At 32.2% G+C, this 22,236-nt stretch carries 24 protein-coding genes; 17 read left to right on the top strand and 7 right to left on the bottom strand.

What is annotated here, in order from left to right; all coding sequences use genetic code 11:
- The first annotated feature begins 18 nt into the window (after nt 1–18).
- Together GB234_RS09440 and GB234_RS09445 are read left to right on the top strand one after the other, a co-directional pair.
- On the top strand, nt 19–1,320 hold the full coding sequence (locus tag GB234_RS09440; protein ID WP_151894312.1) for a dicarboxylate/amino acid:cation symporter: 1,302 nt from the start codon (nt 19–21) through the stop codon (nt 1,318–1,320).
- Nucleotides 1,321–1,441: 121 nt separating this feature from the next.
- Complete coding sequence (locus tag GB234_RS09445; protein WP_151894313.1) at nt 1,442–2,704, top strand: phage tail-like protein; 1,263 nt, start codon at nt 1,442–1,444, stop codon at nt 2,702–2,704.
- Between the two features lie 48 nt (nt 2,705–2,752).
- On the opposite strand, the gene GB234_RS09450 is transcribed toward GB234_RS09445, so the two are convergent.
- Nucleotides 2,753–3,598 carry a mechanosensitive ion channel family protein gene (locus GB234_RS09450; RefSeq protein WP_151894314.1) on the bottom strand — a complete coding sequence of 282 codons (846 nt, stop codon included), beginning with the start codon at nt 3,596–3,598 and terminating at the stop codon, nt 2,753–2,755.
- Between the two features lie 52 nt (nt 3,599–3,650).
- Between GB234_RS09450 and gshB the strand changes: the two genes are divergently transcribed.
- From gshB to GB234_RS09465, 4 genes are read left to right on the top strand one after another with little or no spacing between them, the layout of a single operon-like run.
- The gene (gene gshB, locus GB234_RS09455; RefSeq protein WP_503826538.1) at nt 3,651–4,769 is read left to right on the top strand and encodes a glutathione synthase; all 1,119 of its coding nucleotides are present in this window, start codon (nt 3,651–3,653) and stop codon (nt 4,767–4,769) included.
- A 36-nt stretch (nt 4,770–4,805) separates the two neighbouring features.
- Nucleotides 4,806–5,207 carry a hypothetical protein gene (locus tag GB234_RS15315; protein ID WP_308645061.1) on the top strand — a complete coding sequence of 134 codons (402 nt, stop codon included), beginning with the start codon at nt 4,806–4,808 and terminating at the stop codon, nt 5,205–5,207.
- A 56-nt stretch (nt 5,208–5,263) separates the two neighbouring features.
- Nucleotides 5,264–5,638 carry a hypothetical protein gene (locus GB234_RS15320; RefSeq protein ID WP_371863335.1) on the top strand — a complete coding sequence of 125 codons (375 nt, stop codon included), beginning with the start codon at nt 5,264–5,266 and terminating at the stop codon, nt 5,636–5,638.
- Nucleotides 5,639–5,660: 22 nt separating this feature from the next.
- The gene (locus tag GB234_RS09465) at nt 5,661–6,830 is read left to right on the top strand and encodes a peptidase MATCAP family protein (RefSeq protein ID WP_235906103.1); all 1,170 of its coding nucleotides are present in this window, start codon (nt 5,661–5,663) and stop codon (nt 6,828–6,830) included.
- 6 nt (nt 6,831–6,836) lie between these two features.
- On the opposite strand, the gene GB234_RS09470 is transcribed toward GB234_RS09465, so the two are convergent.
- On the bottom strand, nt 6,837–7,241 hold the full coding sequence (locus GB234_RS09470; RefSeq protein WP_151894316.1) for a thiol-disulfide oxidoreductase DCC family protein: 405 nt from the start codon (nt 7,239–7,241) through the stop codon (nt 6,837–6,839).
- Nucleotides 7,242–7,250: 9 nt separating this feature from the next.
- Nucleotides 7,251–9,410, bottom strand: a complete 2,160-nt coding sequence (locus tag GB234_RS09475) for an endonuclease MutS2 (protein ID WP_151894317.1) — start codon at nt 9,408–9,410, stop codon at nt 7,251–7,253.
- Nucleotides 9,411–9,557: 147 nt separating this feature from the next.
- Here GB234_RS09475 and ung point away from each other — a divergent pair, with 147 nt between their 5' ends.
- The gene (gene ung, locus GB234_RS09480) at nt 9,558–10,223 is read left to right on the top strand and encodes a uracil-DNA glycosylase (RefSeq protein WP_151894318.1); all 666 of its coding nucleotides are present in this window, start codon (nt 9,558–9,560) and stop codon (nt 10,221–10,223) included.
- A 293-nt stretch (nt 10,224–10,516) separates the two neighbouring features.
- Here the strand turns inward: ung and GB234_RS09485 are convergent, their stop codons facing one another.
- The 4 genes from GB234_RS09485 to GB234_RS09500 all read right to left on the bottom strand — a co-directional run bounded on the left by GB234_RS09485 (nt 10,517) and on the right by GB234_RS09500 (nt 13,651).
- On the bottom strand, nt 10,517–11,371 hold the full coding sequence (locus tag GB234_RS09485; RefSeq protein WP_151894319.1) for a substrate-binding domain-containing protein: 855 nt from the start codon (nt 11,369–11,371) through the stop codon (nt 10,517–10,519).
- A 2-nt stretch (nt 11,372–11,373) separates the two neighbouring features.
- Nucleotides 11,374–12,243: a nucleoside phosphorylase gene (locus tag GB234_RS09490; protein ID WP_151894320.1), complete on the bottom strand. Its 870-nt coding sequence runs from the start codon at nt 12,241–12,243 to the stop codon at nt 11,374–11,376.
- A 70-nt stretch (nt 12,244–12,313) separates the two neighbouring features.
- Complete coding sequence (locus GB234_RS09495) at nt 12,314–12,640, bottom strand: translation initiation factor (RefSeq protein ID WP_151894497.1); 327 nt, start codon at nt 12,638–12,640, stop codon at nt 12,314–12,316.
- Nucleotides 12,641–12,700: 60 nt separating this feature from the next.
- Nucleotides 12,701–13,651: an isopenicillin N synthase family dioxygenase gene (locus GB234_RS09500; RefSeq protein ID WP_151894321.1), complete on the bottom strand. Its 951-nt coding sequence runs from the start codon at nt 13,649–13,651 to the stop codon at nt 12,701–12,703.
- Between the two features lie 124 nt (nt 13,652–13,775).
- Here GB234_RS09500 and GB234_RS09505 point away from each other — a divergent pair, with 124 nt between their 5' ends.
- The 10 genes from GB234_RS09505 to GB234_RS09550 all read left to right on the top strand — a co-directional run bounded on the left by GB234_RS09505 (nt 13,776) and on the right by GB234_RS09550 (nt 22,220).
- Nucleotides 13,776–15,782, top strand: coding sequence for an alpha-ketoacid dehydrogenase subunit alpha/beta (locus tag GB234_RS09505; RefSeq protein WP_151894322.1), 2,007 nt, complete (start codon nt 13,776–13,778; stop codon nt 15,780–15,782).
- Nucleotides 15,783–16,010: 228 nt separating this feature from the next.
- On the top strand, nt 16,011–16,172 hold the full coding sequence (locus tag GB234_RS09510; protein WP_151894323.1) for a DUF1328 domain-containing protein: 162 nt from the start codon (nt 16,011–16,013) through the stop codon (nt 16,170–16,172).
- A gap of 27 nt (nt 16,173–16,199) precedes the next feature.
- Entirely contained in the window at nt 16,200–16,676 is a 477-nt protein-coding gene (locus GB234_RS09515; protein WP_151894324.1) for a lipocalin family protein, read from the top strand.
- 9 nt (nt 16,677–16,685) lie between these two features.
- Nucleotides 16,686–17,390: a YiaD family glycine zipper/OmpA-like lipoprotein gene (locus tag GB234_RS09520; RefSeq protein WP_151894325.1), complete on the top strand. Its 705-nt coding sequence runs from the start codon at nt 16,686–16,688 to the stop codon at nt 17,388–17,390.
- Between the two features lie 85 nt (nt 17,391–17,475).
- Nucleotides 17,476–18,597, top strand: a complete 1,122-nt coding sequence (locus GB234_RS09525) for an NAD(P)/FAD-dependent oxidoreductase (protein WP_151894326.1) — start codon at nt 17,476–17,478, stop codon at nt 18,595–18,597.
- Nucleotides 18,594–19,313 carry a methyltransferase gene (locus GB234_RS09530; protein ID WP_151894327.1) on the top strand — a complete coding sequence of 240 codons (720 nt, stop codon included), beginning with the start codon at nt 18,594–18,596 and terminating at the stop codon, nt 19,311–19,313. The genes GB234_RS09525 and GB234_RS09530 overlap by 4 nt, the downstream gene beginning before the upstream one ends.
- Nucleotides 19,314–19,377: 64 nt before the next feature.
- Nucleotides 19,378–20,430, top strand: coding sequence for a type III polyketide synthase (locus GB234_RS09535; protein WP_151894328.1), 1,053 nt, complete (start codon nt 19,378–19,380; stop codon nt 20,428–20,430).
- Between the two features lie 17 nt (nt 20,431–20,447).
- The gene (locus GB234_RS09540) at nt 20,448–21,212 is read left to right on the top strand and encodes an SDR family oxidoreductase (RefSeq protein ID WP_151894329.1); all 765 of its coding nucleotides are present in this window, start codon (nt 20,448–20,450) and stop codon (nt 21,210–21,212) included.
- Between the two features lie 23 nt (nt 21,213–21,235).
- A complete protein-coding gene (locus tag GB234_RS09545) occupies nt 21,236–21,781 on the top strand; it encodes a hypothetical protein (protein ID WP_151894330.1) in 546 nt (181 codons plus the stop codon).
- Nucleotides 21,782–21,791: 10 nt separating this feature from the next.
- Complete coding sequence (locus GB234_RS09550; protein WP_151894331.1) at nt 21,792–22,220, top strand: 3-hydroxyacyl-ACP dehydratase FabZ family protein; 429 nt, start codon at nt 21,792–21,794, stop codon at nt 22,218–22,220.
- Nucleotides 22,221–22,236 lie beyond the last annotated feature (16 nt).

The following is a 22,236-nucleotide window of genomic DNA, read 5'->3' on the forward strand; positions in this document are numbered from 1 at the left end:
AGGCAAGAAATAATACATATGAAAAAATTAGCATTACACTGGCAAATACTATTAGGAATGGCTTTAGGAGTCATTTTCGCATTATTATTAACCAATTTTGCTTGGGGTAATGGTTTTATTTCAGACTGGATAAAACCCTTTGGAACAATTTTTATCAACTCCTTAAAGTTAATTGCTGTACCATTAATTTTTGCGTCTTTAGTAAAAGGAGTTTCAGATTTAAAGGATATTTCGAGTCTTTCAAAGATGGGATTAAGAACAATTATCACTTACGTTTTGACAACTGTAATTGCTGTTTCTATTGGGCTTGCTGTGGTAAACCTAGTTGGGCCAGGTAAAACAATTTCAGAAGAAACTAGAAGTGAACTCGTAGATGCATATGGAGGTGAAGCCGAGAAAAGGCAAGAAGCAGCAAAAAATCAAAAAGAAGCTGGGCCACTACAAGCACTCGTAGACTTAGTTCCAAGTAATATTGTAGGAGCTGCGTCAAGTAATGGCAATATGTTACAGGTAATTTTCTTTGCGATTTTCTTTGCAATTGGTTTAATACTTATTCCAGAAAAAGATTCAAAACCTGTTAAAAAATTCTTTGATGGATTTAATGAAGTCATACTCAAGATGATTGATTTGATAATGCTAGCAGCTCCTTATGGAGTATTTGCATTATTAGCCGCATTAGTTGTTGAAGCACCAAGCCCAGATTTATTTGCAGCACTAGGTATGTATGCAATATGTGTAGTTGGTGGATTAGCATTAATGGTAGGTGTTTATGTATTATTAGTTTGGATATTTACAAAAAGATCTCCATCCTCCTTTTTAAATGGAATTGCTCCAGCACAATTATTAGCATTTTCTACAAGTAGTAGTGCAGCTACACTGCCTGTAACAATGGAAAGGGTTGAGGAGCATCTTGGTGTTAAGAAAGAGGTGACTAGTTTTGTACTGCCTATTGGGGCAACAATTAATATGGACGGGACAAGCTTATATCAAGCCGTAGCTGCTGTTTTTATTGCACAAGCATTTGGGATGGATTTAAGTTTTAGTACGCAATTAGGTATTATTGCTACCGCAACTTTAGCATCTATTGGCTCTGCAGCCGTACCTGGAGCAGGGATGGTCATGTTAGTAATTGTTCTTGCACAAGCTGGAATTCCTGAGGCTGGATTAGCCTTAATTTTTGCTATTGATAGACCATTAGATATGTGTAGAACAGTCATAAACGTTACTGGAGATGCTACGGTATCTATGTTAGTGGCTAAATCACAAAACAAGTTAGGAGAGCCTCACATAAAAGATTGGGATGATAATTATAAAAAGTAATAATATGATAATATTGTCCTAAAGATTTAATAACTTAGTATTAAATTTATTACATTTAATTTGTAGTCCCAAATTCTACAACTTACCTATAACGCTATGGATTATTTTTAATTCTGTAGTTATGAAATATTTCTTTTTTGCAATTTTAATATCATTTACTGGTTATTCTCAAGTAGGTATTGGTACAATTAACCCAAGTCCAGCATCTATGCTCGACATTAATAGCACAATAGATAATGGTGCAACCTATCAAGGTTTGATGCCTCCTAAAATTCCTTTATCGACAGATTTATCAAAAATTAATGCAGGAATAACAGACATAGGGTTAATGGTTTTTGTTCAAGAAACCGGTTGTCTAAAAATGTGGAATGGTGCCACATGGGAAGATATTAAGTGTATAACTCCTATTTCTGGAACTGAAGTTAGTTTTGACAATGTCTCTCAGAGTTTAGTAGAGAATGCAGGAGGGATTACTTTTGAATTTACTATTAATAATCCATCAGCAACTACAGCATTAATAATTACAATTAGTCCAAATGAATATTTTGATATAGATGAAACTAACCCTGTTATGGTTACAATACCCGCAGGAACTACAAACTTTACCGCTGTAGATGTTTTCAATATTACAGATGATGCATCTATAGAGGGTAATGAACAAGTTGTATTTACTATTTCTGGAGTATCAGGAGGAGCTGGAGTTCCGTCTGTAGGAACGAGTAATCAACATACATTAACGATAATTGATGATGATGGGGTTTTATTAAACTTACCATACCAAGAATCTTTTGAAACTGATGGAAGTGGGGTTAGATATATAACATCAACACCAGAAGGTTTTAGATCTGGAAATAATGATGACTATTTTTCTAGAGCTCAAGATTCTGATTTTAATAATTACACAGGCGCAAATGAAATATCCTTTAACGGAAGCCCTGACGGTATATATTATTTTGCAGCTCAAGATATCGACGGGTTAACAGGGAGCAGTGGTTTTATGCAAACACTAACTATTTCAGGTATCGATATTACGGGAGGTATTAATCTACAGTTGGATGTTTTATTAGCAGAAGACGATGCTACAGAAGGTAGTGGACAACACTGGGATGGCGGAGATAATTTAATTATAGAATACCAAATAGATGGAGGTTTGTATCAAAAAGTACTCGCAATTGAATCTGAAATTAACGGCAGCAATGGTATTCCGAGAATAGATACCGATTTTGACGGTTTGGGAGATGGAGATGAAATAACAGATACATGGACTAACTACAATGGGGTAATTTCAGGAACAGGGACAACTCTAAATCTACGAATTAGTTTTTCATTAAATTCAGATAATGAGGATATTGCAATAGATAATATTAGAATTTCAAGTAACTAAATAAAAAGTAACTTCTAGATAAATTTTAGATGTTGCTTCGTTATTAGTTTAATTTCCGTCTTTTTGTATCTCTACACTATGTGGATATGGTATCTCTATTCCTGCAGCATCTAGTGCGATTTTTGCTTTTTCTAAAGTAGTAAAATAAACATCCCAATAATCTTCAGTACGACAAGCTGGACGTACTGCAAAATCTACTGAGCTATCATTTAATGCAGCAACTTCAACAAGTGGAGTAGGTGAGTCAAGAACTTTTTCTTGATCTGTTAGTACCTTCATTAATACATTTTTAGTTTGTTTAATATCTGCATCATAGCTAACTCCAATAGTATGAAATACTTTTAAAACTCCTTGTGTTGTATAATTTGTAATATTTCCATTAGACATGGCTCCGTTAGGGATTACAACAAGTTTATTTTGAGGTGTAATAATTTTTGTTGTAAAAATATCAATCTCTTTGACATTTCCTATTTCACCTTGGCCCTCAATTAAATCACCCAATTTATAAGGTTTTAATACCATAATCAACAAACCACCCGCTACATTACTTAATGAGCCCTGTAGTGCTAAGCCTACACCTAAAGCAAGACCTGCTAGTACTCCTGCAAGTGCAGTTGACTCAAACCCCAACAAGCCTAAACAAGTCATTATTAAAAATATTGTAAGCGCATATCTTAAAAGACTTAGTAAAAATTTTGCTATTGTTTTGTCTAAGCGTCCACCTTCACTTTTTCTTTTTACAACTCCTAATATTTTTTTTATAATAAACATACCAATAACTAATAAACCTATTGCTGAGAGCACTTTAGGTCCATAGTCGATTAACATATTTTTACCTTTTTCAAGGTAGTCTATAGATTGGTCAGTTACGTTTGAAAGTTCTTGTATGAGCATGATTATTAAAATATTGTGGTTGAAATAGCTAAAGTATTAAACTTATAATATATTGAAACTAATTTTTTTAACGCTTTATCGAAAAGCTAAGGTGTTATTAATCTTAATTAGTAATTTTAATATTTCAGAAAAACCAACAACTATGAATGTTTGCTTTATAATGTATCCTTGGGAAGAAATGGATGCCGAAAACGATTCCACACTAGCTATGATTAATGAATTTGCAAAACGTGGTCACGGCGTAGCGATTACAACTCCTGCAAATTTAACAATTAGAGATAGTGTTGCTTTTGCATTTTCAAGGTGTTTAAAACGTGCCGAAAAAATTTCGAGCAATCTAAAATCATTTCATTCTAAAGCTGAGTTTTATGATGAAATGTTACCCTTAGCTGGTTTTGACGTAATAATTCTTCGTAGCAACCCACCACTAGATATGATTATGCTCAATTTTCTAGATAGTGTGAAAGATGATGTTTTTATTATGAACGACCTTGATGGAATAAGGCGAGCAAATAATAAATTATATACAGCAGTATTTGAGGATGATAAAAATGAATTTATCCCTAGAACACATGTTACAAAAAATAAAGAGTACCTTAAAAAGACCATAAAAGAAGGACCAGATAAAATGATTTTAAAACCTTTAAATGGTTTTGGAGGATCTGGTGTTATTCTTATTGAAAAAAGAGCTATGAAGAGTATTAACTCCCTATTAGATTTTTATATTGATAATAAAGATGGCACATCAAACTATGTGATTCTACAAGATTATATTGAAGGTGCAGATCAAGGGGATGTACGCATATTGTTGCTTAATGGAAGACCCATTGGTGCAATGCGAAGAGTACCTGGAGAAGAAGATCATCGTAGTAATGTAAGTGCAGGAGGAAGCGTTCAAAAACACACATTAACTAAGCAAGAAAAAGAATTATGCCGTCGCATAGGTCCTAAATTAGTAAAAGACGGACTTTATTTTTGTGGAATAGATGTCATAGGAGGTATGCTTGTAGAAGTTAACGTTATGTCTCCGGGGGGAATTACATACATTAATAAAGTATATAAAACTAGATTACAAGAGAAAATAATCGATTTTGTAGAGGACAAAGTTCAAGAACGAGTTAATGCGTTTGAAAGAAGAACTAAGTTAAGAAAGCACGTTAAGGATGCATAAATTTTTATATTCTGAAATTTTAAAACAACGACACTTATGACTCGATTGCACATTTCAGAAATAATTAAAAATATTGAAAATGAAGTCCTCTTTGAAGCAGTTTCACAAGACTATTCTTTTACAATAAAAATTGATAACTATGTACCCTATGCCTGTGGTGCTGTACATGATGGACATCAATTTAGGAAAGAACTCTGGGAAAATTGCATACACACTGAGTATGATAGATGGTTTGAAGAAGACCCATGTACAAAAGAGTTTGTAAAAACACATCCCATAGTTATTGCTGGTTGTGACAGCCGTTTTGAATACGATTTAAATAGAGACCCCTCAAACGCTATATACGAAGATGCTTGGGGAAAGAAACTTTGGAGAACACCATTAGATAGTGACAACCGTAAAAGAGTCTTAAAAAACATACCGCTTTTTATACGGTAGTTCATGCACTAATAAATAAGCTTGAAGAAAAATTTGGACATGTAATAGTGTATGATATGCACAGTTATAACTGGAAGCGCTGGAATAGAGAAGTACCAGTAATCAATTTAGGAACATCAAATATTGATAATAAACGCTTTGAGAATTTTGCTGAAACATGGCGAGAATCTCTTTCAAGATTAAAATTACCTAATGAAATTAGTGCAACATCAAAAATTAATGACACCTTTCAAGGAAATGGTTATTTTCTGAAATATATTACCGAAAACTTTAAGAACACATTAGTACTTGCAACCGAATTTAAAAAAATATACTGTGACGAATTAAACCAAATTATTTTCCCAGAGGTCGTACACGCAATTGAACAACAATTACAATTTAAAATAAAAAAACACGCAGAAGAATTTATTAAAGCTCATAAGCAAAACTGAATATTTGGTATTTTTGCGATTAATGAAAACGAAAATGATAGCTTCCCCAAAAACAATCCACCCCAATCTTTATAAAATTGACAGAAATCTTAACGCACTAGTACAGAAAATTGAGCTGTTAAATTATATAAACCCTACAAATATAGAGCAAGAGAAAAGAAATTTTTTTAGTTCTAAATATAATGTAGCACCTAATTTTAAGTATCGCCGTATTGATTTTGATGCTCATAAATTACAACAGCACTTATTTTCTCAAGATATAGATAGTATTAATGATGAAGAATCACGCACGTTTTTTAGAGAAGTTATTTATGATTACTCTAGCTTAATTCAATGTATAGAAACCATTGGACAAGGCAATAAATTTTACTACAATGCATTAAAGGCTTTTGGAACTCCTACAGATAAAGATGTTGAGAACGCTAAGTTTATTTTACATTTTACTGATGATGAGCATGATAGCGAAATGTTACCTATGTACAATGCAGATGAGGCAGCTGCATATTTTAGAGAGTTTGTTAAACGATATGATTTTGAATTAAACATTAAATTTTCAAATAAAATATCGGCAGCAGCAATGGTGCAGAATAATACAAAAACACTCATCTTAAAAAAGAATCATCGCTACAGCTCTAATCAATTAAAAGTACTTGCAAACCATGAAATAGGAGTTCACTTAGTAACTACCTTTAATGGTATTAATCAACCACTAAAAATTTTCTATAATGGATTTCCTAAAAACGTTGAAACACAAGAAGGTTTAGCTGTTTTTAGTGAATACATGAGTAATTGTTTAACATTGCATAGATTAAAAGAATTAGCTTATCGTGTTATAGTAGCAGATAGTTTGCGCCGTGGATTCAATTTTTGCGACACTTTTGATTTACTCCATAATCAATATAAACTTAATAGGGAAGAAGCTTATAACATATCATTACGGGCGCATCGTGGTGGTGGATTTACCAAAGACTACACGTACTTAACAGGATTAAAAAAAGTGTATGATCGTTATCACAATGGTAAAAACCTTAATAATCTACTATCTGGAAAAGTATCATTAGATTATGTGCATATTGTTACAAAATGGCAAGAACAAGAACTAGCTGAAGAAAATAGGTATTCAAATCTAGCTTTTAATTCAAATGAGAATAAAAATGAAAAATTAGATTTTATTTTAAAGAACTTAAAGTAAAAATATTCACAAAAACTTTGCCTTCAAATCTGGAGTAGGAATCATACAACTATCCTTCTTGCCATACCATTTATAACGGTTTTTAGCAATATAATCATAAACACCATTCCTAATAAATTTTGGAATAATAATAAAGCCAAATAACAATGGCCACGCGCCTGTTAACTTCTTTGCAGCGTGGAGAGCTGCAGAGGATTTTGTATATGCCTTACCATTTTTAATAAGTACAATTGAATCTGTATTTTTTGGATCAATATTATGCTTAGATAATAAAGATTTTCCTGGTTCTTCTTGTAAAGCACCAAATCTAAAAACATGATCCTTATCTCTTTGAATAATAAAATTGACAGAGCTATTGCAAAGATTACAAACTCCATCAAATAAAATTATTTCGTGGTTTTCCTTTATCATTATATTTCCTTAAACCTTTTCTAAATCTTCTAAGCTAACATTAGTTGTAAAAATGCCATAATTTACTGTTGCTTTTTTCTTTTCAATTTTATCAATTGTACCTATCGCTTTACCATCAATCATTCGCACTCTATCGCCTTCTTTTAAAGTTACTTTTGGTTTAGGAGGTGGAGCTTTTTTAGCTTCGGCTTTTGCTTGTTTTTTACGTTCTCTAATTACCTCTACTTTTTTCTCAACTTCCTGTTGTGTAATACGTTCTTTTGCTTTTATTGCTTTTTTCTTTTTTGGTGCAATTTTTTTACGTTTTGTATTTTCAACAAGTACCATTTTAAAAAGTTCATCAAAAAGCACTTTTTTCTTTTTATTATTATGAAACCTCTCTGCTAATGAGTCGAATTTTTTACCAATACTTATCAGTTTTTGATTCGCATCGTATAGTTCTTGATAGTTTTCAAGTTTTTCTTGAACCTTTGCATTAATTTGCTTTAATTGTTTTTCCTCATTTCGTGCTTTCTCTGCAGATGATTCCAGTGATTCTGATGTTTTACGCAGTTTAGAACGCTCTTTTTGCAAATTAGCAATTGACTTATCAAATCTAATCTTTCCACGCTCTACCTTCTTTTTTGAGCGATTAATCAAACTGTATGGTATCCCGTTTTTCTGCGCTACTTCAAATGTAAATGAACTTCCTGCTTCGCCTAAAAACAACTTATAAAGTGGTTCTAGTGTTTTACTATCAAATAACATGTTTGCATTAATTGCATGCGGTAATTCATTAGCAAGTAGTTTTAGATTTGCATAATGTGTTGTAATAATTCCAAATGCTTCCCGCTCATAGAAAACTTCTAGAAAAGTTTCGGCTAGAGCGCCTCCTAATTCTGGATCACTTCCAGTTCCAAATTCATCAATTAAAAATAATGTTTTGTTGTTACATTTCCGAAGAAAGTGATTCATCTTTTTTAACCTATAACTATATGTACTCAAGTGATTTTCAATAGATTGATTATCCCCAATATCTGTTAACACTCTATCAAAAAAACAAATTTCGCTTTGCGGTTCAACAGGAATCAACATTCCACTTTGAAACATTAACTGTAATAATCCTACTGTTTTTAATGTGATACTTTTTCCGCCAGCATTAGGTCCAGAAATTACAATAATGCGCTCTTCATGTTTCAACGAAATGCTTTGAGGAAAAGTTTTTTCTTTTCTTTTCTTGTTGGCCACCAACAATAATGGATGGTATGCATTGATTAAAGAAAGCGAACGCTCTTGTGATACTATAGGTAAAACACCATTAATTTCATTTGCATATCTTGCCTTAGAAAATGTGCTATCAATCTCAATTAAATAATTTTGATAGGATACTAATAGCTCTTTGTAGGGGCGTACATATTCGGTAAGCATTTTAAGAATTCGCTTAATTTCTTCGCGCTCCTCATAGTATAAATTACTAAGTTCTGTTGTAAACTCATATGTTTCTAAGGGCTCAATGTAAACAATACTTCCCGTCTTTGAAGTCCCATGAACAGTACCTTTTACCTTACGACGATGCATTGCTTTTACGGCAAGTACACGACGATTATCTACTACAGACTCTTTGATTTCATCCAAATAATCTGCACCAGAATAGCGACTCAATGCTTTTCCAAATGATGAGTTTATTTGCCCTTTTACAACATTTAATCGTCTTCGAATTATCAATAATTCTTGCGAGGCATCATCTTTAACTTCACCATATTTATCAAAGATGCTTTGTATTTTTTCTGAAATATGAGACACATAATCTATTTGCGAAGCATGACCATTAAGGTAAACGTAAAACTCATGAAACTTTGCAAAGAATTTTAAAAGAATTCTAGTTGTCTCAGTAATTGTTAATATTTTTCGAAAACCCGAAGTTTCCAAAATACTATTTTCAATATCTAATAATTGAAGCTCTTTAAAAACAGGTTCAAAGCCGTGATTGGGAATAGGGGAGTCACTACCAAAAGACGCTAAGTATTCTTTAACACGGTAAAGCTCTGGCTCAATTTCACTTCTATCTTTAAATGGTTGTGTGTTTAAAACATATTCCTTTCCAGGGGCAGTTATACTAAACTGAGATACCTGCTCTAAAACTGTTTTAAATTCTAAATCCTCTAAGGTTTTATTGTCTATTTTTATCATACGTGTCCCAGAAAATTGGGATTATTATTCAAAGTAAGCTGATGTAATACATTTCAGACTACACTATTTTTCTATTTCATTTCATTGCGAAAGGTAACCACAATGGCTAATTTTACGCATAATTATTTAGTAACAAAAATACGCATTATGAAGATAAATATTGAGGCAAGTTGGAAGCGAGTTTTAGAAGCCGAATTTGAAAAAGAATATTTTAAAAATCTTATCAATTTTGTCAAAACCGAATATTCAAAATACACTTGTTTTCCTCCAGGGAAATCAATTTTTTCTGCTTTTGAGCATGCTCCCTTTAACGATGTTAAAGTTGTAATTATTGGACAAGATCCATATCATGGTCAAGGGCAAGCAAACGGCTTATGTTTTTCTGTGGCAGATGGAATTGCAATCCCTCCTTCTTTACAGAATATTTATAAAGAAATTAAAACAGACTTAAATATTGATATTCCTGGAAACGGAAACTTGGAACATTGGGCTTCCCAAGGAGTATTGTTACTAAATGCAACACTTACAGTGAGGGCACATCAAGCAGGGAGTCACCAAAAAAGAGGTTGGGAGAAATTTACCGATGCTGTAATTCATGAAATTTCAACTAAGCGTGAAGGTGTAGTATTTTTACTTTGGGGAGGATACGCGAAGAAAAAAGGAGCTAAAATAGATAATACAAAACATTTAGTATTAACAAGTGGTCATCCATCACCACTTAGCGCAAATAGAGGATATTGGTTTGGAAATAGTCATTTTAGTAAAACTAATAATTATCTAATTTCACAAAAAAAGTCACCAATAGTATGGTGACTTTTTAAACTTAAAATAAAAATATAAAAAAATTACTCGTCTTCGGGGATGGTTGGCTCGGTAGCATCATTACAGCTAAAGTGTAATAACAGAAAGTTAGTAACTAAAAGTGAACCGAGTATTATTAAAAAAGTAGTCATAGTTATGAGATTATATAACTAAGATGCATAATTGTTTAATGGGTTGCGTTAATTGTTGCAAAAAAGTTAAATTTTTCTCAATTATTTTTTATTTAACTAAATAGATGCTGAATATCAATTAGTTACAAAAAAAAATTAAATTAAAAAAAATTGTTATAATGAAGCTAAAATTTCCGAAGTATCAACAGTTTTTTCAATTAAATCTAATTGTAATAACTTTTCTTGTACTTTTTGAACTTGCTTGTCAGTAAGATTATCTTGACTCCACTCAGTAATAGAAAGCCATTGATTTACATCTTCAACTTTTTGTTCATATCTATTTGAAATCATATTTTCAATAGAAGGAATCTCTTTAAATTCTAATGTGGTTTTATTTATAATCTCTAAAATTTTTCTAATTGCTTCTGCATTATTTTGCAAAACTTCATTTCTAACTGCAATTACAAAACAAGGCCAAGGAGTAGGGCATTCTCCTACAATATTAAAAGGCCCATTATCAACGTAAGGCTTAGTCGTAAATTTTTCCCACATAAAATAATCGCCCTTACCTTCGGGAAGACCTTTTAAAGCTCCATCTAAGTTTTTAATGACTTCAAATTTTAAGTCTTCTTCAGTATTCCAACCTTGATTTTCGGCATTTACGTAAGCCATTAAATGTGATCCAGAACCGTACCTACTGATGGCTGCATGAGTTCCTTTTAAACTAGAAATTGTCTCGTAATTACTATTCTTAGCAACATGAATTCCCCAAATTAATGGTGATTGTACAAATACTTGAACAATTTTACAATCATTTCCTTTAATGATATCTCTAATAATTCCTTCTGTTAAAATGACAGCCATATCAATTTTACCTTCACGCAAAGCGTTACACATTTGGCCAGTACCTCCATAATAATCCTCCCAGCGCAAATTGATGTCAAACTCATGATATTCTTTATCTCGTAACGTTAAATACCAAGGTAAATTGAAATGTTCTGGCACTCCGCCAATTTTAAGTTGCTTCATTATTATAATAAATCTAGTGTCTTTTTTATAAGTTTATCTACTATTGTGCCAGGGGTTTCACTAAATTCTCCAGTGGCTCTATTTGCTAAAATTGCATTTAAAGAAATTGCACGATGCCCTAAAAGTTTTGAGAGTCCATAAATGCCCGAAGTTTCCATCTCTAAATTTGTAATTTTTTTATCATTATACTCAAACGCTTGCAATTTATCATTCAATGCAGCATCTTCAGTTTGCAATCTTAAAACACGTCCTTGAGGTCCATAAAAACCAACGTTAGTTGCTGTAACTCCTGGAAGAATATCTTCTTCGGAAATGAAACGACTCAATAAATCTTCGTCTGCTAAAACAACATAAGGAGCAGATTTTTTAGGATTCCAATTTGTAAATTTCTGAAATGCTTCGGAAAAATTACTGTTCAAAAATGAAACGTTTTTATAAAAATGAAGCAAATTATCAAACCCTATTGCAATTTCAGAAGCTAAAAAACTTCCTACTTTAATATTAGGTTGAATAGCACCACTTGTTCCTATTCTTATAAAATCTAATTGTTGAAATTGAGACTTTATCGTTCTTGTTTTAAAATCAATATTAGCTAATGCATCGAGCTCATTAAATACAATATCAATATTATCTGTCCCTATTCCTGTTGAGATAACAGTAATTCTTTTTCCTTTATAAGTCCCTGTTTGGGTTTTAAACTCTCGTCTATGCACACTAACTTCAATGTTATCAAAATGTTTTGTAACAGTTTCTACACGGTCAGGGTCGCCTACTGTAATTATAGTATTTGCAATTTCACCAGGTTTTAAATTAAGATGATAAATACTCCCATCAGGATTTAAAATAAGTTCGCTATTTTTTATTGATTCCAATCGTATTTTTTTATTTTGACTACTGACTACTGACTACTGACTACTGACTACTGACTACTGACTACTAAACTCAACCTCCTACACGTTTAGTTTTAAAACCTTTATCTTGAAGAAACTGCATTATTTTATCACGGTAATTACCTTGAATAATTATTTGTTCGTTTTTAAAACTTCCTCCTACACTTAACATCTTTTTTATCTCTTTTGCTAATTGCTTAAAGTCACTATCAGCTCCCGTATATCCCTCAATAATAGTTATAGGTTTACCTTTTCTCTTTTCATATTTACAAATCATTGGTTCTTCTTGTAACCAAAGTTTGTCTTCTGTTTCAATTTTAGGTAAATCCTTTTCCTCATGGTCTGGAAATAGGTTTTTAAGTTGGTCTTTTAAGTCCATGGAATAAGTTATTTCAAAACCGCTCAAAATAAATTTTTAGCGAGTACTAATTAAAGGTTATTATTTTTTAATCAATCCAATCTCAACTAATCGCTGATGTAAAAATTCACCAGCTGTAATATCATCAAATGCTTTAGGGTGTTCTTCATTTACACATTCTGGCATGCAATTTAATTTCATATCTCCACGAGGATGCATAAAGAAAGGAATTGAAAATCTAGGATTTCCCCATTCTTCTTTTGGAGGATTTACAACTCTGTGTATTGTTGAACGCAATTTATTGTTAGTATGTCTTTCTAGCATATCACCTACATTAATGACTAATTCATCTTCTTGTGGAATTGCATCAATCCACTCGCCATCTTTTCGTAATACTTGCAATCCACCGGTAGAAGCTCCCATTAATAAAGTAATCAAATTTATATCTCCATGAGCTCCAGCACGCACCGCACCTTTAGGTTCTTCTGTAATAGGAGGATAATGGATGGGACGAAGAATACTATTCCCATTTGCTGCCCAATGGTCAAAATAATGTTCATCAACTCCTATATATAATGCGAGAGCTCTCAAAACATATATGCCTGTTTTTTCTAGCATTCTATAGGCTTCCATTCCAGTTTTATTAAAATCTGGAAGTTCGCTTACAACTACATTTTCAGGATAATCTTCTGAGAGGTTGGCGTCTGCACTTGGTTCTTGTCCAAAATGCCAAAACTCTTTTAAATCTCCTTCTTTCTTTCCTTTTGCATGTTCTTTTCCAAAGCTAACATAACCACGTTGTCCACCAAGCCCTTCAATTTCATACTTCTTTTTGGAAGCGACATCTAATGCAAAAAATGCTTTTATTTCTTTATATAATTCTGAAACCAACTCATCATTTAAAAAATGATTTTTTAAAGAAACAAAACCAATTTCTTCGTATGCGCTACCTATAGCTTCAACAAATTTTTGTTTTCGTTTAGGGTCATCACTGATAAAATCGGCTAAATCTACACTAGGGATATTATTCATAGTTATTTTTTTTAGAATTACAAAGATACCAAAATAGCATATTATTTCCTCATTGAAAAAAAGCAGATAATTTAATGTGTAATACCCTATTTTTTCTAAATTTGATATCTTATATAGCTTCAAAATGAGTACAGAAACTACACAAAAAATTCACTTCGATTATAAACGTGGTGATATAAAAGAAGAAACACTTTTACATCTTTATAAGTCAATGCTTAAGCCTCGAATGATTGAGGAAAAAATGCTAATATTATTAAGACAAGGAAAAATTTCAAAATGGTTTAGTGGGATAGGGCAAGAAGCAATTTCGGTAGGAATTACAACTGTTCTAGACAAAGAAGAATATATTTTGCCAATGCATCGCAATCTTGCCGTCTTTACTACGCGCGAGATTCCATTATATCGTTTATTCTCTCAATGGCAGGGAAAAGCTAATGGTTTTACAAAAGGTAGGGACCGCAGTTTTCATTTTGGAACACAAGAGTTCAATATTGTGGGAATGATTAGTCATTTAGGTCCACAGTTTGGTGTCGCAGATGGTATTGGTCTTGCTAATAAATTAAAAGGAAATAATCAAGTTTGTGCTGTTTTTACAGGAGAGGGAGGTACAAGCGAAGGTGATATTCATGAGGCTTTAAATGTAGCTTCAGTATGGCAATTGCCTGTGCTTTTTTGTATTGAAAACAATGGGTACGGTCTTTCAACCCCTACAGATGAGCAATATAATTGTGAAAATCTAGCCGATCGCGGAAAAGGGTATGGCATGGAATCTCATATTATTGAAGGAAATAATATTCTTGAAGTTTACTCAAAAGTAAAATCGCTTGTTGAGGATATGCGAATAAATCCACGTCCAGTATTACTAGAATTTAAAACCTTTAGAATGCGTGGGCATGAAGAGGCGAGTGGCACTAAATATGTACCGCAAGATTTAATGGATGAATGGGAACAAAAAGATCCACTGATTAATTTTGAAAATTTTCTTATTTCAGAAAATTTAATTACTGAGATTTTTATTGATGAACTAAAAGCAGAAATAAAAGTTGAAATTGATGCAAATTTAGATCTAGCATTTAATGAAGATGTTATCAAAGCAAATTTAACTACTGAATTAGATGATGTGTTTCAAAATCATATATATCAAGAATTTAACCCAAATAAAGATACAGAGGAGCTTCGCTTGATTGATGCAATATCACAAGGTTTAAAACAGGCAATGAGACGGCATGAAAATTCAGTTATTATGGGACAAGATATTGCCGAATATGGTGGTGTTTTTAAAATTACTGAAGGGTTTTTAGAGGAGTTTGGAAAAGAAAGAGTACGCAATACTCCTATTTGTGAATCTGCAATTGTCTCTGCCGCAATGGGACTTTCAATAGCTGGATATAAAGCTATCATGGAAATGCAATTTAGTGACTTTGCAACATCTGGCTTTAATCCTATTGTAAATTACCTTGCTAAATCACATTATCGTTGGAACCAAAATGCAGATGTTGTAATACGTATGCCTTGTGGTGCTGGGGTTGGAGCTGGTCCATTTCATAGTCAAACTAATGAAGCTTGGTTTACACATACACCTGGATTAAAAGTAGTGTATCCCGCATTTCCTTATGATGCTAAAGGTTTAATAGCATCTGCAGTAGAAGATCCTAATCCAGTTATGTATTTTGAACATAAAGCCTTGTACAGAAGTATTCGCCAAGAAGTGCCAACTGATTACTATACAATAAAAATAGGTAAAGCTGCTATTTTAAAAGAAGGAAACGACATAACAATCATCACTTATGGGGCAGGGGTACATTGGGCTTTAGAAACATTAGAGAATAATACACACATATCAGCAGATCTTATTGATCTACGTACACTAGCTCCATTAGACACTGATGCAATTTATACTTCAGTTAAAAAAACAGGAAGAGTTATCATTTTACAAGAAGACGCAATGTTTGGAGGTCTTGCTAGTGATATATCTGCAATGATATCTGAAAATTGCTTTGAACAATTAGATGCACCTATCAAAAGAGTAGCTAGTTTAAATACACCTGTACCATTTGCTGCCAATCTTGAGGAACAGTATTTGTCTAGAGGTAGATTTGAAACTTCTTTGCTGGAATTATTAGAATATTAAATTCTTTATAAAGACAATTATAATTTCACAATTGCAATGTCTATTTTAACATAAAAAGTGTTAAAATAGACATTATCTATTTTATAAAGTTAGTATTTTCAATGTACTACCATAAAACCAAAGGGTTTTAATCATTTAACATTTATAGTTAAACTTCATACAAACTGTATACAACTAAAGCTGTATGACTATAAATTTGAAGTATTACTAACAATAAAAACAAACATTATGATACGTTGGATTATTATCTTTTTAGTTATTGCACTTATTGCTGCTGTATTAGGATTCGGTGGGATTGCTGGAGCTTCTGCAGGTATTGCAAAAATTATTTTTTACATCTTTTTAGTTATACTAGTTGTATCTCTTTTAATGAGAATTCTAAGAAAATAATTTTAATTTAAATTAAAACTACAACCTATGAAAAAATTAGTTATGCTTATTGCTTTAGGATTCGCCGCAATTTCTTGTGGTGTTCCTAAAACAGTAATTCAATCAAAAAAAGTTATAAAAGGACAATGGCTGCTTAACACTATTACTTACGATCAGTCAGGAACTTACAATATGACGGTATTTAATGACACTTCAAAAGAATGTTTTGAAGGAAGTTTATGGCGTTTTATTCCTAATAACAATACTGGTGTTTACTCAATTGGAGGTGATTCATGCCCAAATGGAGATAGAAATTTTGTATTCACAATTCAAGAAGTTGATGCAGAAAGTGGTTATTATGACTTTCTACTAAAACCAACTAATGAAAAAGGAAAATCTGATACAAATATTGGTTTCAGAGTACGTCTTACACAATTAAGTGAGTCAAATATGCAGTGGGAACAAAATGTAATGCTAGACGGTAAACCTTTTGCATTCAAAATGAATTTTTCAAAAACCGAATAAACCAAACTTATGAAAACATATATCAAAAAAATATCGATTTTAGCAATGAGCATAGTCTTAGTTGCAGGAATGACAAGTTGTGAGGCAACTAGAAATGCTAACAACAAACAAAAAGGAGCCGTAATTGGAGCCACTGGAGGTGCAGTACTTGGTGCTATATTAGGTAATAATATAGGAAAAGGTGGTAATGGAGAGTTAGGAGCTGTTATAGGTGGTGTAGTTGGTGGTGGTGCTGGTGTACTTATTGGTAACCGTATGGACAAGCAAGCTCAAAAAATTGAGACTGAAATTCCAGGTGCTAAGGTAGAGCGTGTTGATGATGGTATTGTTGTAACATTTGATGAAAACAGTGGTGTTTATTTTGAAACCGCAAAATATAATATTAACAGTGCATCACAATCTACTCTTGACAAACTTGCTGGTGTACTTATTGAATATCCAGATACAAATGTTCTAGTTGTAGGTCACACAGATAGTGTAGGTAGTGATGTCAATAACATGACATTATCTAAAAATAGAGCGATGTCTGTTACTAATTATTTTACAGGAACTAAAGGTCTTAGTTCAAGTAGATTTACTACAAACTGGTATGGCGAGCAATCACCTATGGGTGATAACGCAACTGCAGAAGGTCGTGCTATGAATCGTCGTGTGAACATTGTAATTGTTCCTAATGAAAAAATGAAGCAAGACGCACAAAATCAAGCAAATTAAAAAGTATTTTAGTATATTTTTAAACCCATTCATTTTATTTATGAATGGGTTTTTTTCTTGTTGAAAGTATTCCGATATTTAATTAATGCATAATACAACAGATTTTGATGTTATAATAATTGGAGGTGGACTCGCTGGACTAACAGCAGCGCTCCATTTATCACAAAATAACATCAAAGTTTTAGTAATTGAAAAATACAAATTTCCTCATCATAAAGTTTGTGGTGAGTATGTATCTAATGAAGTACTTCCATATTTAAATAATTTGGGTATTTTTCCATTAACTCATGGAGCAAAAAGTATTACACAGTTTCAAATAACAACTAATGCTGGCAAATCCATCAAAACCCAACTTCCCATGGGAGGTTTTGGAATGAGTAGGTTCACGTTAGATATGTTGCTATTTGAAAAAGCTTCAAAAACCAGCCAATTTTTAATTGACACCGTGATAGATATAAACTTTTCTTCGGAAATTTTTAGGGTGGAAACCAGTGGTAATAAAAAATACACCTCGTCTTATATCTTGGGCGCATTTGGAAAACGTTCTAATTTAGACATTAAATTAAACCGAAATTTTATTAAGCAAAAATCACCTTGGTTAGGTGTCAAAGCACATTATGAATATGATATGCCAAATAATAAAGTAGCATTACATAATTTTAATGGTGGCTATTGCGGACTTTCAAAGACCGAAACTAATGCCGTTAATGCTTGTTATTTGACAACTTTTAATTCGTTTAAAAAACATGGTGATATTGATACATTTCAGAAAAAAGAATTATCTAAAAACCCTCATCTAAACCATTTTTTCAATAACTCTAAAATGTTATTTGAAAAACCATTAACTATTAGTCAAGTTTCATTTCAGAATAAAAAACTGGTAGAAAACCACATTGTAATGATAGGGGATAGTGCAGGATTGATTCATCCACTTTGCGGAAATGGTATGGCAATGGCCATTCACAGCGCTAAGTTGTTTTCAGAAATATTCATAAAATTTAAAGACTTAAAGACTAGAGATTTTATAGAAAAAACCTACACACAACAATGGGAAAAAACATTTTCAAATCGTCTAAAAACAGGAAGCCTCATACAACGAGTATTATTGAAACCTACGCTAGCAAATACTGTATTTAAAGCAGCCAAATTAGCACCTTCAATCCTACAACACATTATTAAACGTACACACGGGAACGTAACAATATGATTACATTTTCAAACACACAGCGTTCAAAGCAGTCCGAAATAATGGATAATTTTGATCTGCAAGGAAAAGAGATGGAAACACTTTTAACAGATTTAAAAAAAGTAAATTCATTACTTGGCGGAACAAACATTACTATTGACGGAATAAAAAAATTACTCAAAAGCCACAATATTTCAAAACCTATAATAATAGCAGATATAGGTTGTGGTGATGGAGAATTATTAAGAAAATGCGCTAATTATCTTCGGAAATTAGACTATAATTTTTCCTTAATTGGTATTGATGCAAACCCCTTTATTTTAAAAGAAGCCCAAAAGAGATCCATAGACTATCCTGAAATTTCATATCAAACTTTAAATATTTTTTCTGAAGAAATAAAAACATTAAATATAGATATTTCGCTTTGCACACTTTTTTTACATCATTTTAGCAATGAGAAGATTACACAAATTTTAAAACTTTTAAACAAACAATCTAAAATTGGTATAGTTGTAAATGATTTACAGAGAAGTAAGATTGCCTTTAAACTTTTTAAAGCATTTAGTGCTATTTTTATAAAAACTAAGATTGCTAAACATGATGGGCTTGTGTCTGTGGCTAGAAGTTTTAAAAAAGAAGAACTCATTGAACTTGCTAATAATATCCATAATCAAAAATCATTTATAAAATGGAAATGGGCCTTTAGATATCAATGGATTTTATATTCTAATAACTAGTGTTTTAAATTACCAATACTTTGAAAGTATAAATATTTATTTTAATAAATGTCTTAAAAAATATATGCCAGTAAAAATAACAGCAGTTGCAAAACAACTTCCTAAATACTTTAGAGAAACAAAAGAAATTATTCCTTTCGTAGAACAGTGGATGATCAACCAAGATAGCCGTTTTAAACGTAAAGTGGTGAAAATTTTTGAAGGTGCCGGTGTAGATAAGCGTTATAGTATTATGGATCCTATTGAGGTATTTACAAATCCTAGTTTTGAGGCACGTAATGACATTTATGTTCGCGAAGTAAAAAATTTAGGGAGTCAAGCATTAGCAAATGCATTAAAAAAAACTAGCTGGAAACCAACAGATATTGACTTTATAATTACAGTAAGTTGTACAGGCATTATGATTCCATCTGTTGATGCATATTTAATAAACGATTTTAAAATGCGTCAAGACATTGTGCGTTTACCTGTAACAGAAATGGGTTGTGCAGCAGGAGTTTCAGGTATTATTTATGCTAAAAATTTTTTAAAAGCAAATCCAGGAAAAAGAGCGGCTGTCATTGCAATTGAAGCTCCAACAGCAACATTTCAATTAGATGATTATTCAATGACAAATGTGGTGAGCGCTGCAATTTTTGGTGATGGTGCTGCATGCGTATTGTTATCTTCAAATGATGAAGATAAAGGTCCTAAAATTTTAGCTGAGGAAATGTATCATTTTTATGATGCGACTACAATGATGGGATTTAAACTTGTAAATACAGGTTTACAGATGATTCTGGATAAAGAAGTTCCGCAAACAATTAGCAATCATTTTCCTGCTATTGTACACCCTTTTTTAGAAAAAGCAGGAAAAAAAATAGAACAAGTTGACCATTTGATATTTCACCCTGGGGGAAAAAAAATTGTACAAACGGTTGAAGAGTTATTTGGGAGCCTTGGAAAAAACATAGATGATACAAAAGAAGTTTTACGTAAATATGGGAATATGAGTAGTGCAACAGTACTGTACGTTTTAGAAGAATTTATGGAAAGAGATGTGACAAAAGGTGAACTAGGATTGATGTTGAGTTTTGGTCCAGGATTTTCGGCGCAACGCGTATTGCTTGAGTTTTAAAAATTAATAGAAGATAAATGAGCAATTTAAACTATGTATTAATCTTAGGAGGTAGTAGCGGCCTTGGACTTGCTACTGCACAAAAACTCGCTACTTCTGGTTACAATATTTGCATTGTACATCGTGACAGAAAAAGCAGCCTAAATGTTTTTGACAAACAAATAGATTTAATGAAAACTTACGGAGTTGAAGTAATTACATTTAATATGGATGCATTGAAAAAAGAAACAATTACAACAGTTCTTAAAAAATTACCTGAGGACAGTGTGAACATTTTAATTCATAGCATTGCTAAGGGCAGTTTACAGCCATTAGTATCTGAGAATAGTACATTATCAAAAGAAGATTTAGATATCACATTACACGCCATGGCTACAAGTTGGTGGCAATGGACGCAAGCTTTAATTAAAGAAAATAAAATAGTTGCTCAAATGAGAAACATCGCATTTACTAGCGAAGGAAACACCAAGGTATGGAATGGTTATGGAGCAGTTTCTGCAGCAAAAGCCACACTTGAAGCCTTAATGAGACAAATGGCAGTCGAGTTGGCACCGCTTGGGATTACTACAAATTGTATTCAAGCTGGAGTAACACAAACGCCATCATTTAATATGATTCCAGAAAGTGATACATTAGCAAAAGGAGCCACGCAACGTAATCCATTTAATCGTATGACAATGCCAGAAGATGTTGCAAATGCTGTATGGTTACTTGCACAACCAGAAGCAAAATGGATCAATGGAAATGTTTTAAAAGTTGATGGGGGAGAAAGTTTAAAATGATGATGGATTTTTAAAGTGAGACTATGGAACAAATTAGAGTCATATTTTATGTATTAAGTTCTTTCTTTGCTACAGAAAATGGACAAATAGCATCAGAATTTACTACCGTAACTATTGACCCAGTAAATAGTAAGATTGAAATTGTACTGGAAAAATTATTTACAGTTTTACAATCAGAAGATGATAAACAGCTTGTAAAAAGTGAATGGCATAGATTAAATAAGAATAATATAGAGAATTTGAATTGGGCAAATGACTTAAAAAATTTCGTCAATAAAACAATTTTAATCACAGAAACCGAAACAAAGACTCAAGTTAAAATAGAATTAAATTATAAAAGCGAAAAGGATTTAGAAACATTAGGAATTTGGTATAAGGAATCTGAAAATCAATTTGCAATCAATTACCTCCCCGACAATAATTTAGAAACTAAAGAAGGAGTTTTAAGGGACATCTATTGGTATTTTAAAGCAGATAGTATTTTCAAATTTAAAATGGAGCCTTTTCTTAATATGCCAACAAAATATAAAAAAGATAAAAAACCGTTAATCGATATTATAAAACAATAGAAAATAAGAAATGGACCTAGATAATATACTTGCTAAATTGCCATATTCAACTCCATTTCTTTTTGTTGATTCGCTGAGTGAGGTCAATGAAAGTGGAGCAACTGGGTTTTATAAATTCAAAGAAGACAGTTTCTTTTATAAAGGACACTTTAAAAATAACCCCATAACTCCAGGTGTAATTTTAACCGAATGTATGGCGCAAATAGGTGTAGTTTGTTTAGGTATTTTTTTAATGGAAGCCGAAATATTAAAACATCAAAGTGTAGCAATGTCAACTACTAATATTGACTTTTATAAACCGGTATTTCCAGGAGAAAAGGTAAAAGTGGTTTCAGAAAAAATGTACTTCAGGTTTAACAAATTAAAATGTAAAGTGCGTATGCTCAATGAAAAAAACGAAGTTGTTGCTCTTGGAGAAATAAGCGGGATGATTGGCTAATAAAATTGGTCATCAA

Source organism: Patiriisocius marinistellae (assembly GCF_009014635.1).
GTDB lineage: Bacteria > Bacteroidota > Bacteroidia > Flavobacteriales > Flavobacteriaceae > Patiriisocius > Patiriisocius marinistellae.

What these genes read in the sequence shown, in the direction of transcription:
- GB234_RS15315 (WP_308645061.1), top strand. Translation starts at nt 4,806, where the DNA reads ATGACTCGATTGCACATTTCAGAAATAATTAAAAATATTGAAAATGAA.
- GB234_RS09530 (WP_151894327.1), top strand. Translation starts at nt 18,594, where the DNA reads ATGATTACATTTTCAAACACACAGCGTTCAAAGCAGTCCGAAATAATG.
- GB234_RS09525 (WP_151894326.1), top strand. Translation starts at nt 17,476, where the DNA reads ATGCATAATACAACAGATTTTGATGTTATAATAATTGGAGGTGGACTC.
- GB234_RS09450 (WP_151894314.1), bottom strand. Translation starts at nt 3,598, where the DNA reads ATGCTCATACAAGAACTTTCAAACGTAACTGACCAATCTATAGACTAC.
- GB234_RS09495 (WP_151894497.1), bottom strand. Translation starts at nt 12,640, where the DNA reads ATGGACTTAAAAGACCAACTTAAAAACCTATTTCCAGACCATGAGGAA.
- GB234_RS09540 (WP_151894329.1), top strand. Translation starts at nt 20,448, where the DNA reads ATGAGCAATTTAAACTATGTATTAATCTTAGGAGGTAGTAGCGGCCTT.
- GB234_RS09550 (WP_151894331.1), top strand. Translation starts at nt 21,792, where the DNA reads ATGGACCTAGATAATATACTTGCTAAATTGCCATATTCAACTCCATTT.
- GB234_RS09545 (WP_151894330.1), top strand. Translation starts at nt 21,236, where the DNA reads ATGGAACAAATTAGAGTCATATTTTATGTATTAAGTTCTTTCTTTGCT.
- GB234_RS09465 (WP_235906103.1), top strand. Translation starts at nt 5,661, where the DNA reads ATGAAAACGAAAATGATAGCTTCCCCAAAAACAATCCACCCCAATCTT.
- ung (WP_151894318.1), top strand. Translation starts at nt 9,558, where the DNA reads ATGAAGATAAATATTGAGGCAAGTTGGAAGCGAGTTTTAGAAGCCGAA.
- GB234_RS09485 (WP_151894319.1), bottom strand. Translation starts at nt 11,371, where the DNA reads ATGAAGCAACTTAAAATTGGCGGAGTGCCAGAACATTTCAATTTACCT.
- GB234_RS09520 (WP_151894325.1), top strand. Translation starts at nt 16,686, where the DNA reads ATGAAAACATATATCAAAAAAATATCGATTTTAGCAATGAGCATAGTC.
- GB234_RS09510 (WP_151894323.1), top strand. Translation starts at nt 16,011, where the DNA reads ATGATACGTTGGATTATTATCTTTTTAGTTATTGCACTTATTGCTGCT.
- GB234_RS09440 (WP_151894312.1), top strand. Translation starts at nt 19, where the DNA reads ATGAAAAAATTAGCATTACACTGGCAAATACTATTAGGAATGGCTTTA.
- GB234_RS09515 (WP_151894324.1), top strand. Translation starts at nt 16,200, where the DNA reads ATGAAAAAATTAGTTATGCTTATTGCTTTAGGATTCGCCGCAATTTCT.
- GB234_RS09500 (WP_151894321.1), bottom strand. Translation starts at nt 13,651, where the DNA reads ATGAATAATATCCCTAGTGTAGATTTAGCCGATTTTATCAGTGATGAC.
- GB234_RS15320 (WP_371863335.1), top strand. Translation starts at nt 5,264, where the DNA reads ATGCACAGTTATAACTGGAAGCGCTGGAATAGAGAAGTACCAGTAATC.
- GB234_RS09445 (WP_151894313.1), top strand. Translation starts at nt 1,442, where the DNA reads ATGAAATATTTCTTTTTTGCAATTTTAATATCATTTACTGGTTATTCT.
- GB234_RS09470 (WP_151894316.1), bottom strand. Translation starts at nt 7,241, where the DNA reads ATGATAAAGGAAAACCACGAAATAATTTTATTTGATGGAGTTTGTAAT.
- GB234_RS09475 (WP_151894317.1), bottom strand. Translation starts at nt 9,410, where the DNA reads ATGATAAAAATAGACAATAAAACCTTAGAGGATTTAGAATTTAAAACA.
- GB234_RS09535 (WP_151894328.1), top strand. Translation starts at nt 19,378, where the DNA reads ATGCCAGTAAAAATAACAGCAGTTGCAAAACAACTTCCTAAATACTTT.
- GB234_RS09505 (WP_151894322.1), top strand. Translation starts at nt 13,776, where the DNA reads ATGAGTACAGAAACTACACAAAAAATTCACTTCGATTATAAACGTGGT.